The 12,270-nt window shown below is 64.2% G+C and carries 10 protein-coding genes, 3 tRNA genes, 1 other RNA gene and 1 pseudogene; all 15 read right to left on the bottom strand.

Translation table 11 applies throughout. From position 1 onward, the window contains the following. Positions 1–239, bottom strand: a pseudogene (locus KIH75_RS04925) (DNA polymerase III subunit delta'); the annotation flags it as partial. Between the two features lie 13 nt (positions 240–252). After that, positions 253–891 (bottom strand): dTMP kinase, encoded by a 639-nt coding sequence (gene tmk, locus KIH75_RS04920; protein WP_219055660.1) that lies wholly within the window; start codon positions 889–891, stop codon positions 253–255. 14 nt (positions 892–905) lie between these two features. Continuing rightward, the gene (topA, locus tag KIH75_RS04915) at positions 906–3,917 is read right to left on the bottom strand and encodes a type I DNA topoisomerase (protein WP_219055659.1); all 3,012 of its coding nucleotides are present in this window, start codon (positions 3,915–3,917) and stop codon (positions 906–908) included. A 109-nt stretch (positions 3,918–4,026) separates the two neighbouring features. After that, positions 4,027–5,043: a phosphatase PAP2 family protein gene (locus KIH75_RS04910; protein WP_236028054.1), complete on the bottom strand. Its 1,017-nt coding sequence runs from the start codon at positions 5,041–5,043 to the stop codon at positions 4,027–4,029. Positions 5,044–5,334: 291 nt separating this feature from the next. Beyond that, positions 5,335–5,431, bottom strand: an RNA gene (ffs, locus tag KIH75_RS04905) — signal recognition particle sRNA small type. A gap of 76 nt (positions 5,432–5,507) precedes the next feature. Then, positions 5,508–6,698, bottom strand: a complete 1,191-nt coding sequence (gene dapC, locus KIH75_RS04900; RefSeq protein WP_219055657.1) for a succinyldiaminopimelate transaminase — start codon at positions 6,696–6,698, stop codon at positions 5,508–5,510. Between the two features lie 68 nt (positions 6,699–6,766). Continuing rightward, positions 6,767–7,084 carry a ferredoxin gene (fdxA, locus tag KIH75_RS04895; RefSeq protein ID WP_033508887.1) on the bottom strand — a complete coding sequence of 106 codons (318 nt, stop codon included), beginning with the start codon at positions 7,082–7,084 and terminating at the stop codon, positions 6,767–6,769. 33 nt (positions 7,085–7,117) lie between these two features. Then, on the bottom strand, positions 7,118–8,692 hold the full coding sequence (locus tag KIH75_RS04890) for an APC family permease (protein WP_219055656.1): 1,575 nt from the start codon (positions 8,690–8,692) through the stop codon (positions 7,118–7,120). Positions 8,693–8,862: 170 nt separating this feature from the next. Further along, the gene (locus KIH75_RS04885) at positions 8,863–10,047 is read right to left on the bottom strand and encodes a UDP-N-acetylmuramate dehydrogenase (protein WP_219055655.1); all 1,185 of its coding nucleotides are present in this window, start codon (positions 10,045–10,047) and stop codon (positions 8,863–8,865) included. 63 nt (positions 10,048–10,110) lie between these two features. Further along, on the bottom strand, positions 10,111–10,278 hold the full coding sequence (gene rpmG, locus KIH75_RS04880) for a 50S ribosomal protein L33 (protein ID WP_033508889.1): 168 nt from the start codon (positions 10,276–10,278) through the stop codon (positions 10,111–10,113). Positions 10,279–10,333: 55 nt separating this feature from the next. Further along, positions 10,334–10,407, bottom strand: a tRNA-Met gene (locus KIH75_RS04875). 4 nt (positions 10,408–10,411) lie between these two features. Next, positions 10,412–10,483 (bottom strand) — tRNA-Thr (locus KIH75_RS04870). Between the two features lies 1 nt (position 10,484). Further along, positions 10,485–10,566, bottom strand: a tRNA-Tyr gene (locus KIH75_RS04865). Positions 10,567–10,761: 195 nt separating this feature from the next. Continuing rightward, the gene (gene groES / locus KIH75_RS04860; protein WP_003827611.1) at positions 10,762–11,055 is read right to left on the bottom strand and encodes a co-chaperone GroES; all 294 of its coding nucleotides are present in this window, start codon (positions 11,053–11,055) and stop codon (positions 10,762–10,764) included. A 216-nt stretch (positions 11,056–11,271) separates the two neighbouring features. Then, positions 11,272–12,270, bottom strand: coding sequence for a hypothetical protein (locus KIH75_RS04855; RefSeq protein WP_219055654.1), 999 nt, complete (start codon positions 12,268–12,270; stop codon positions 11,272–11,274).

Genomic DNA, 12,270 nt, shown 5'->3' with positions numbered 1-12,270 from the left:
CTCACGTCGGGGTGCGTTCCTGCGAGCACCTGGGAGGTGACGCGGGTCGGCTCGTCGCCAAGGCCATGATCGGGGCTTTCCAGCGCGGCCGCGAACGCGCGTGCCAGATTGGAGCGGCCGGAACCCGGAGGTCCGCAGATCAGCCATGATTGCGCAAGCTTGGACGGGTCGCCCGTCGCGATTGCGGACAACATGTCGCATACCGGCTTCTGCCCGATGATCTCATCCCAAACGCTCATGAATCCGCCCTTCTCACGGGTTGTGCGGCTCCGCCAGCAGACGCTCCACATCCGCGCGGATGGTCCGCCCGATGCCCTCCACCGTACCCGAAGCGTCGATCACCCGGAAACGGCCAGGTTCGGCGTCGGCAAGATCGCGGAAAGCATGGCGCGTACGGTTCTGGAAATCATCGCCCGCCGATTCCATGCGATCCTCGGCTCGGCCGAGACGCTTGTGCGACAGCGCGGGGTCCATGTCCAGCAGGAAGGTGCGGTCGGGCAGCAGCTCGTTCGTCGCCCACATGCTCAACGAGCGGATCTCCTCGGCGGTGAGCTCGCGCCCGCCCGCCTGGTAGGCCAGCGAGGAGTCGATATAGCGGTCGCTGATCACGACCGCGCCGCGTTCCAACGCCGGGCGGATCACTTCGGCCACATGCTGGGCGCGATCGGCCGCGAACAGCAGCGCCTCGGCACGCGGGGCGATGTCGGCGGAACCGTCGGGCACGCCCTGCAATAGCAGCCTGCGGATGGCCCCGCCGAGCGGCGTGCCGCCCGGTTCACGGGTCACGACGGTTTCACGCCCCATCGATTCGAGCCAGTCGCGCAGCCGTTCGACCTGCGTGGTCTTGCCCACGCCGTCAACGCCTTCGAAGGTGATGAATACGCCTCGCATATGCCCGAAATCCGTCACTTCCTCGCCGAACCCTTGGGTACCACGGCCGGGCGCTCATAGCCTTCGTTCTCGACCAGCCAAGTGATGTCGGATTTCACCGTGGACGGTGTCGAACCGAGTTCCACGGCGATACGCGTGTTCGCCCACCCCTGATCGGCCAGCTCCTTCACCTTGGCGCGACGTTCGGCACGCTTCGCCTCGACGCCGTTCGCCGTTCCCGTCTTCTTGGACGTGGACTTGGCCGAAGATCTCTTGGCTGAACCCTTGGCGGCGGTCTTCTTGGTGCCACGGCGCCCGCCGCGCTTCTTCGCCGGTCCCATCGCACGCTTCTCCGCAAGGATGCGGTAGGCGTCCTCGGGGCTGATCGTCGCGGGATCGTACTGCCTCGGCAGGGTACGGTTCGTTTCGCCGTCGGTCAGGTACATGCCGAACCGGCCTTCGCGGATCACCACGGGCTTGCCGCTTTCCGGATCGGTACCGAGCTCACGGACGGGCGGCTTGGCGGCACCGCGGCCACGGCCACGGTACTTCGGCTGCGCGAACAGGCTCTTGGCCGTCTCGATGTCGACGGTGAAGATCTCGTCCTCGGAGTTCAGCGAGCGCGTCTCGGTGGACCCGTCCGCCTTCGTCTTGGTCAGATACGGGCCGTAGCGGCCGTTGTTCGCGGCGACCGTGGACGTGGTGATCTCGCCGGTTTCGGCGTTCGTTTCCTCGTAGGAGCCGACTTCGCGCGGCAGGCTCAGCAGGCGCAGCGCGTCGTCCAACGTGATGGATTCGGGGCTCATCGTCTTGAACAGGCTGGCCATCTTCGGGCGCGGGGCGTCGGACTTCTTCGACCCCTTGGCCGGTGCGGCCTTCGTTTCGGTTTCCGCGCCTTCAACGGGCAGCAGGGCCACGTACGGGCCGAACCTGCCGTTGCGCACTTCGACCATGCCGCCGGTCTTCGGGTCGCGGCCCAGTTCACGCGGGCCGCCCGCATGGTTCTCGATGAGATCGCGGGCCACCTCGACGGTGAGTTCGTCGGGCGCGATGGTGTCGGGCAGCGCGGCGCGCTTCGGATTGCCGTTCTCGTCGAGATGCGCCGTGTCCTCAAGGTACGGGCCGTACCTGCCGACGCGCACATGCAGTCCGTCGCCGATTTCGATGGTGTTGATGGCTCGCGCGTCGATTTCGCCCAGCTGCGCCACCTGACGCTGCAGACCCTCATGCACTTCGTCGGCGTTCGTCGCGGCGGCGTCGCCATCACCGAAGTAGAAGCGGGTGAGCCATTCGCGGCCGGTCTGCTTGCCGTGCGCGATCTCGTCGAGCCCGGCTTCCATATCGGCAGTGAACTGGTAGTCGACCAGCTTGGGGAACTTCGTCTCCAACAGCTTGACCACCGCGAACGCCAGCCAGCTGGGGATGAGCGCACGGCCGCGTTCGTACACGTAGCCGCGGTCGATGATGGTGGAGATGATCGACGCGTACGTGGACGGACGGCCGATCTCCTTCTTCTCCAAATCCTTGACGAGCGAAGCTTCGGTGTATCGTGCCGGAGGCTGCGTCTCATGGCCGTCGGCCTGAACGTCCGTGGCATCCAGCTGCTGACCGGTATGCATCGGCGGCAGGGATGCGGACGCTTCGCCCTTCGCGCCGTCGTTCCTTGAGGCGCGGCCCTCGCCGGTGGCCTTCATGAAGCCGGGGAAGTCGATGACCGTACCGGAAGCCTGGAAAATGGCCTCGCCCTCATCGCCTGCGGGCGCGGAGATCTTCACCGTGGCGGTGGAACCGGTGGCGTCGGCCATCTGGGAGGCCAACGTGCGCTGCCAGATCAGCGTGTACAGCTTCAGCTGGTCGCTCGGCAGTTTGGTCGCGAGCTCGTCGGGATCGTGGAAGCGCGAACCTGCCGGGCGGATGCATTCGTGCGCCTCCTGCGCACCGGCCGTCTTGGTGACGTACTGCTTGGGCGCGTCGGACAGGTAGGACTTGCCGAAATGCTCTTCGATGGCGGTGCGGGCCGCGGCGATTGCCTCGCTGGAAAGCACGACGGAATCGGTTCGCATATACGTGATGTAACCGTTCTCGTACAGCCCCTGCGCGGCACGCATCGTGGCACGCGAGCTCATGCCGAGACGGTTGCCCGCGGTCTGCTGCAGCGTGGACGTGGTGAACGGGGGCAGGGCGTGGCGGCGGTACGGCTTCGATTCCGTCGACATCACGGTGAATTGCGCGTGCTTCAGCGTTTCCGCCACGGCCGCGGCGCTCGCCTCGTCCAACTGGCGGACCTCATTCGTCTCGGCGGATGCGATGAGCTTGCCTTCAGGGCTGAAATCCTTGGAACCGGCCAGTCGCTTGCCGCCCAACGACACCATGCGCGCGTCGAAGTCGACGTCGGAACCTTGCGCGTCCGGCGCGACGAGCTTGGCGACGACATCCCAGTACGAGGCACGAATGAAGGCCATGCGTTCGCGCTCGCGCTCGACGATGAGTCGCGTGGCGACGGACTGCACACGGCCCGCGGACAGGCCGGGGCCGACCTTGCGCCACAGCACCGGCGACAGCTCGTAGCCGTACAGGCGGTCGAGGATTCGACGGGTCTCCTGGGCATCGACCATGTCGGCGTCGACGTCGCGGGTCTGTTCGAGGGACTGTTTGATGGCGTTCTTGGTGATCTCGTGGAATACCATGCGCTTGACGGGCACTTTCGGCTTGAGCGTCTCCACCAAGTGCCATGCGATGGCTTCACCCTCGCGATCCTCATCGGTGGCGAGGTAGAGTTCGTCGGCCTTCTTCAGGGCGGATTTCAATTCGGTGACGGTTTTGCGCTTCTCGTTGCCGACGATGTAGTACGGCTTGAACCCATCTTCGACATCCACACCGAACTTGCCGTATTTCTCTTTGTCCGCCGCGGGTATCTGACTGGGCTGCGCGAGGTCACGAATATGCCCCACCGACGCCATGACGGTATAGCCGTCCCCCAGGTACCCGCCGATCTTGCGCGCCTTGGTAGGAGACTCTACGATCACAAGCTTGCTGCCGTCTGCCATTCCCTCTCCTTATTATTCTGCTTTCGTGAAGCCATAATACTCACGACATGTGGTCAGCCCGCGCACCATGCTTCCCGCGACGTTCGGCCCATGCCGTTCGTTCCGCGTGTCAGCCGCGGCTCCTCGGCGGCGCCGGGGGCTCGCCCACCAGGCCCGTCCGGCTCAACGGGGATGCGGTGAGCTGGCGGAGCGCCAACACCATGCCATGCACCACGGCGTTCATGCCGGCGATGAGCAAGATGGCGGAGTATACGGCGTCGGTTTTGGCCCAGGCCGCGCTGATGGTCAGGCCCGGAATCACCTGCCAGATGATGTACCCGGCGAACAGGCAGGCGAACAGACCAGCGGTGATGGCGATGCTGACGATGACCTGCACACCGGCGGAGGAACGACGCGTACCCAGGGCATCCATGCCGGATGTGCGCGTGAACGCGAGCATGATCAGGGCGACGCCGCCCACGATCAGCATGGACATCACCGCGTCGGTCGGACGGTGCCATTTACCGCAGACCACCGCCAATCCGACGAACAGCCCCCACGCCATGGCGACCAGCGACGCCACCCAACGCCATGCCACGGGAACGGCGCAGACCAGCATCACGCCGCACACCATACCCATGATGGTATGCCCGGAAGGCGCGGAATTATGCGCGTTGTCGATGACGGTTTTGATGATGAACGGGCGCGGCAGCACGTATTTCAGCAGGGATGCGCATCCGCAGATCGCCGCGAACACCACCATCTGCCCGACCAGCCACCAGCGCCTGCGCACCGCCGCGATGGCCAGCGCGGCCACCGTGATGATCACGGAGACGATAAGCACCATGAGATGCGTGCCGACGCCCAGCACGGACGAAACCCAGCCGGGAACGATCGTGGCGAACGCGCTTTCGACCATATCGTCGTAGGATTGGCCGGATTCCGTGCGCACGCCCAGCCACCATGCCACGGCGGCGAGAATCAGCATCAGCACGCCGAATACCGCGCACAGCACCCTGCTGGAGGTGCGCGGGCGGACGTTCAACGGATCGACGTACCCGATGGCTTCCAGTTCCTCGGGCTCGTCGTCCAGCCCGCCTTCGTCCTCGAAGTCGGACAGCGACAGCCCTGGCGCCGATGCCTGCATTCCGGGGGCGGGAACCGCGGGTCCGGTCTGCCCGAAACCGCCAAGCATGTTCAGGGGCGCTTGGGGATCTCGGATTTCTGGCTGCATTGGGGTATGTTCGTCGGTCATGGTTTTAAGAGTAGTGCATTAGCGGAACAGTGCACGCACCCGATTGCGGGGACGACTGTGCGACACAGTGTGAGATGGCTGCTGGACGGCATCGCGCGACATTGCGGGACATTACAGGACATTAACAGGAATGCATACGAACGCACGGGCACGTATGCGTGATTCGCCTATACGCTTTCAGACAAAAGAAAACCCCTACGCACCCGCCAGAGGCCACTTACCCTTGCTGCATTCCTGCCCTGGGGGAGTTCGGTGACGTAACGCCGCGTAGAGGCTCAACCTAGTTTACACCATGACCGGACTTCGGCGATTCGTGGCCCGGCCGGCCGGCCGATCGCCGCCCGATCGGCGTGCGATCAGCGCTTGGCCGAGGCGAGACGCGCACATGCGCCGTTGATGGCCTCGTCGCTGGCCGTGGCGGAGAAACGCAGGTATTCCGGGGCTCCGTAGAATTCGCCGGGGCTGGGCACGATGCCCAGTTCGGCGAGCTCGGCCATATCCGCCCAGCAGTCGCCGTTCAGCGCCTTGACCCACACGTACAGCGCGCCGTCAGGCATGGACGCCTGGTAACCGTACGCCCGCAGCGCCTCCACCAGGCGCGAAAGACGCTCATGATAGCGTTTGCGCTGCACATGCACGGCCTCCACGTCACGCAGGCCCGCCGCCATGGCCGCCTGCACCGGGCCGGGGATGATCTGGCCGATCTGCTTGCGGTAGTCGCTCATGCGACGCACCAGATGATGGTCACCGGCGATGAACGCGGTGCGGTAACCGGCCATATTGCTCTGTTTGCTCAACGAATACAGCACGAGGATATTGTCGGCGGTGCCTTCGCAGACCGACGGTTGCAGGGCGCACGGCGTGCAGGACAGTCCGCGTTCGGTCTCCCGGCCGCTCTCCCCCGCGCACTCGTGCAGGACTTCGGAACCTGCCTGACGCCAGTCCATCAGCGCATAGCATTCGTCGGACAGCACCACGGCCCCGATGCGACGCGCCGCCGCGACGATGCCCGCGAGCCAATCGGCGCCCAGCACCTCACCAGTGGGATTGCACGGCGAATTGACCCAGACGGCCTTGACGCCGGGAACATCCACCCAGGAGTCGACGTCCGCGACGTCGTCGACCTTCAGTACGGTGGCTCCGGCCAGCTGCGTGCCAATCTCGTAGGTCGGGTAGCTGACCTTGGGCTGCACGACCACGTCGCCGGGTCCGAGCCGCAGCAGGCTCGCCATAAGCGCCACGGCCTCCTTGGAACCGACCGTGGGCACCACGCCGGCGTTCACCGCGCCCAAATCCACGCCGCGCAGATCACGGAACCACGCATGGATCGCGTCGCGCAGGTCGGCGCTGCCGACGGTGACGGGGTACCCGTGCGCGTTCGGCGCGTCGGATGCCTCGGCGAGCGCCCGCTTCACGCTTGCCGGAACCGGGTCGACGGGAGAGCCGACGGACAGGTTGATCATGCCGCCGTCCGCTTCGGCGGCGGTCGCTTTGTACGCGGCGATGCGGGACCAGTCGTAGGGCGAGGAGAATTCGTGAAAACCCATGTGTTTCCTTCCTTGGGTAGCAGAACGCCTTTCCCGAAGGAAAGGCGTTTACGATTCGTGGAGCCGAATCACTGGTTCTGCGGGGGCAGAGCCGCGACCTGCTCGGGATCCTTGCCGATGGCTTCGCCGCCGGCGCCGCCACGGTCGCCGACCTCGGCGAAGAAGCTCACCGCGGCATCCTTGTACCAGGCCCACTCGTCCGGCAGATCATCCTCGTAGAAGATGGCCTCGGTGGGGCACACAGGTTCGCATGCGCCGCAATCGACGCATTCGTTCGGATTGATGTACAGCGAACGGGAACCCTCGTAAATGCAGTCGACCGGGCACTCGTCCACGCATGCCTTGTCCTTGACATCCACGCAAGGCTGGGCGATAACGTATGGCATGGCTACCTCCTTGGAAAAACGCTATTTTCTAGGTTACTCCCCGGCTTGGGCAAGTTCCGGCGCCTTCGCGCCCCCGTTGCCGGTTTCGTCGCTTCCTGCGGCCCCGGCGTCCGCGCCGTCGACCGCAGCCAGCTCGCCGGTGCCGAGACGCGCATGGCGGTAGCCGTACCCGAAGTAGATGACGAAGCCGACGAGCAGCCAGACCACGAAACGGATCCAGGTGAGCACGCTCAGATTCACCATAAGCCAAAGATTCGCCACCGCGATGAGGATCGGAACCCACGGATTGCCCGGCATCTTGAACGTGCGCTTGAGGTCGGGGCGCTTGCGGCGCATGATCGGCACGGAGATGGCGACCAGGGTGAAGGCGGACAGCGTGCCGATGTTCACCATATCGGCGAGCACGTCCACGTCGGAACATGCCGCGATCAGACCCATGACCACGCCCACGCCGATCTGCAGGCCCACCGGGGTGCCCTTGCTGCCGGTCCGGCTCATCGCGCGCGGCAGCAGGCCGTCACGACTCATGGCGAACACGACGCGGGTGACGCCCAGCAGCAGCACCATGACCACGGTGGCCAAGCCGATCACAATACCGAAGCTGATGATCTTGGCCGCCCAGTTCGCGCCCACCATCTCGAACGCGGTGGCCAGCGACGGGCTGTCCTGCTTGGCGAGATCCTTGTAGGAGACCATGCCTGTGGTGACGATGGCGACGAGGGTGTACAGCACGATGATCATGCCCATGCCCACGCCGATGCCCAGCGGCACGTTCCTGCGCGGGTTGATGGCCTCCTCGGAAGTGGTGGCGACGACGTCGAAGCCGAGGAACGCGAAGAACACGAGCGCCGCGCCCGAAAGGATGCCGGTCACGCCGTAGATGGTCGGGGTCATGCCGGTGACCCACTGCCACAGCGGCTGGTTCATGACGGCGCTGACACCGGAGGTGCCGTCGGTTGCGGCAGGTTCGCTCGGGGGGATGAACGGGGTGAAATTATCGGCCTTGATGTAGAAGAAGCCGACGACGACCACGAACAGCACGATCGCGATCTTGAGGATGGTCAGCGCGCCGTCGACGCGGGCGCCGATCTTGGTGCCGAATACGAGCAGTACGGTGAAGAACGCGACGATGACCAGCGGCGCGAGATCGATGTGGAACGATCCGATGGCGATATTGGTGTTGATGTTCCACCCCACCAATCGGAAGAAGTCGTTCAGGTACACGCCCCAGTATTTCGAGACGACCGAACCGGCCATGAGCATTTCCAGGATGAGATCCCATCCGATGATCCATGCCACGACCTCGCCCACCGTGGTGTAGGTGAAGGTGTATGCGGAACCGGCCACGGGGATCATCGAGGCGAATTCGGCGTAGCACATGACCGCCGCGCCGCACACGATGCCCGCGATGAGGAAGCTGATGATCACGGCCGGACCGGCATGGAACGCCGCGGCCTGAGCGCCGATGGAGAAGATGCCCGCGCCCACGGCAACGGCCACGCCCATGATGGCCAGATCCCACCAGGTGAGGTCGCGTTTCAGGCTATGCCCCGACTCCTCGGTTTCCGCGAGCGTCTGCTCGACGGACTTCTTACGAAATATGTTCACTGCCGGCCTCTTTTCCGAAACTCTTTCCCTCATCGTTCCGATGCGAACGGATAGTGACTGTAGCACCACCGCGTAACCCGGTGGCGGCTGCGTTCGCAACATTGCGCCGCGGCCCGCCACCCGGTCCGTTACCCCGGTCCGTTATCCCGGTCCGTTACCCCGGTCCGTCGTCAGCGCAGCGAGAAGCCCACGACCACCGGTTCGGGGACCAACCGCACGCCGAAGGCGCGTTCCACGCCGTCCTGCACGGTTCTCGCCAACGTTTCGATGTCGTGCGAGCCCGCTCCTCCCCTATTGGTCAGGGCGAGCGTGTGCAGCGTGGAAAGGCCTGCCTTGGCGCTTGGCGTGACCTTGAAGCCCTTGTGGAACCCGGCGTGGTCGATGAGCCATGCGGCGGAGGTTTTGATCCCGGACGTTCCGTCCGGCAGCGTCGCGTCGAAGCGCGGCGCGTCGTCCGGCAGGGTGGCCGCCTGTTCGGCGGTCAGGATCGGGTTCATGAAGAAGCTGCCGCAGCTGTGCCTGTCGGCATCGGCGGCGCTTCCCTGGGCCTGCAGGGCGACGCCGACGAGTTCGTCGCGCTTGGCGCCGCGCATGGCGGGTTCGGTGTAACGTGTGGCATCCTCCAACATGCCCTTGGCGGCACGCACCTTCAACACGGCGTTGCGGATATCCTTGGTGGCCATGCGATCGCCGACCTCGACACCCAGTGCCTTGGCGAGTTGGCCGTACCCGACCACGCCGGTGGGGCTGTGCTTGAGCGCGAAGGTGACGGACAGGACCACGTAGCGCGGCGTGGGGAAGAAAGCGTCCGCCGGCACCGCGGGCGCCCGGTACATGCTTTCCTTCAGGGCGCTCATACGGTAGCCGAATCGCAGATCATCGGCATGCAGTTCCTTGGTGGTTTTCTCGGCGCGATCCCACACCTCCACCGATTCGACGCTGGAGCCGACCTCCTGGCCGTATGCGCCGATGTTCTGCACCACGGACGCGCCGACGGTGCCGGGGATACCGGACAAGCCTTCGACGCCTTCCAAACCGAGATTGACGCAGAAATCGACGAAATCATCCCAATTGCAGCCGGCTTCGGCGTTGACGTGCACGGTGCGGTCGTCGCCTTCGACGGGAGCCGCCTCGTCCGGAACGGTGATCGTACGGCGCGCATCACGCACCACAACGCCGTGGAACGCCTCATCCGAGACGAGAACGTTGGATCCGCCGCCGATCACGAACAACGGCAGGCCTTTGGAATCGGCGTCCTCCACGGCTTCGATGACGCCGACACGCGTGGTGGGTTCGATGAAACGGTCGATTTCGCCGCCGACCGCGATGGTGGTGATGTCTGCAAAAGAAGTCATGTCTGCCAGCATACAAAAAGACCCGACCGAATCGGTCGGGTCTTTGAAAAGCATTGTGTGTACTCAGCGGGTTTCGCGGTGCACGGTCTGCTTGCCGCAGCGAGCGCAGAACTTCTTCAGTTCAAGGCGATCAGGAGTGTTACGACGGTTCTTGGTCGTAATGTAATTACGCTCCTTGCACTCGGTGCATGCCAGCGTGATGCCGGGACGGATGTCGGCGCTCTTAGCCATGTTCATTCACCTCTGTAGTCATTAGTAGCGCCCGTCGGTTAACGGGCGCAATTTGTAGCGAGGAAGAGGCTCGAACTCTTGACCTTACGATTATGAGTCGTACGCTCTAGCCAGCTGAGCTACCCCGCCAGAGAGCCCCGAGTGAGAATTGGACTCACGACCTCTTCCTTACCAAGGAAGTGCTCTACCACTGAGCTATCGGGGCGTGGCGGATAGTGGATTCGAACCACTGAAGCACGAAGCGGCTGATTTACAGTCAGCTCCCTTTGACCGCTTGGGAAATCCGCCAGGTCTTGCTCCCTGTCTTGGCTGAACCTCAACAGGCAACTCGAATAATATGCCATGTCTCGCAGACTTTCGCAACTTGGCGCGTCTTTACGGCGTGTTGCAAGCAATTCCGCGGCCTGAGCGGGTGTGCGAATGCGCCCTTCAACGGAAAAACCCCGCAAAAAACTGCGGGGTTTTCTCGAAAAAATCCTTATCTCAGCCGAGGATGGCCAGGATATCGCGAGCGGCGACGATCAGGTAATCCTCGCCCTCGTAGTGCACCTCGGTGCCGCCGTACTTGGAGTACAGCACCTTGTCGCCGACCTTGACGTCCACCGGGATACGCTCACCGGCATCGTTGCGGCGGCCCGGGCCGACGGCCAGGACTTCACCCTGCTGCGGCTTCTCCTTGGCGTTGTCCGGGATGAACAGACCGGACGCGGTCTGGGTCTCGGCCTCAGCCTGCTTGACGATAATCTTGTCTTCCAACGGTGTGAGCTTAATCGACACTGTGGGTCACCTCGTATTCGTTAGTAGTTCAGTGTTTCTGCGCCAGGAAACGGACCCAAGAGGCTGACGATCACCTGAGTGGTTTCAAGCACTGGAACATATCGTAGCGCGATTTTTAGCACTCTGCCAACTCGAGTGCTAACGCTGTGAGAGAAATTCCGTGCACACCGCCGGCGACTGCCCGCCTAACGGCCCAACAGGCTCCCGGCCTACCGGTCACTTGGCGGCGACGCGACGCGCGAGGATCTCCTCAAGACCATTGCCCAGGGAATCGGACGTGGCGGCGGGAACGGCGACCTGCGCCTCCTGCTCGGCCTTATGGAAGGAATCGATGGCGGAGGTACGGTTCTCGGCGGATTCCGCATCATCCGACTTATCCGCGGCATCCGAATCAGCCTTCTTCGCCTCGGCGGCGGGAACGGTCTCCATCTTCGCCTCTGCGGCCAGCGCCTTGCGCTCCGCGGTATCCACGGGCTCGGCCTTGGCCACCTGACGGGCGGACTTGATCTCCAAGCTCTGCGGATCCTCGGTCGCTTCGGCATCGTTCACGTCGGATTCGCGCGGCGCACCCAGCGAGAAGGAGATGAGGTCCTGGGACCCGGCCTCGCGGGTCACTTCGGATTCGGAACGGGGCTCGGGCAGCGGCTTCTCCGCCGCTTCGGCGACGGGCACCACCTGGGACTGGACCTGCTGCTCCACATGCTGTTCCGGCGCCTGCTGCTCCGGATTCCTCTGCGCGGCATGTTCCTGCAACGCCTTGCGCTGCTCCATCTGCGCCTTGCGCAGGACCTGACGAATCTCGCGCTGCTCCATCTCATAGGTCGGAGGCTCGTTCTCAGCGGTCTTCGACTCCTGGTTCTCCGCGGCACGCTGCGATTCATGATCCGCAAGAGCCTTCTGCTTCGCCTTGCGCTCGGCTACGGCCTTATTGCCGGCCGCACGCTTACGGGCGAGCGACAATTCATGTTCCCATTCACGGGCCTGCTTGGAAGCGTGGGCACCCAGCGCCAGCACGACGCCCAGCACGGCCGCGGGGATCAGAGCATACAACGGGCTGAACCGCAGTACGATCGCGCAAACCAGCACCACCGCCGTAATCAACGCCAACGTGACGACGATGATGCGACGGCGCCTGATCGCCGCCCGACGCAGACTGCGCACCTGAGCGATACGTTCCGCCGTCGGCACGCCCGGCTGCCTCGTGTTCGGCTGCAT

Origin of the sequence: Bifidobacterium pongonis (assembly GCF_019331805.1) — a bacterium.
Classification (GTDB): Bacteria; Actinomycetota; Actinomycetes; order Actinomycetales; family Bifidobacteriaceae; genus Bifidobacterium; species Bifidobacterium pongonis.
Note: the sequence above shows the minus strand (reverse complement) of the source record. Positions and strands in the feature narration are given on the sequence as shown.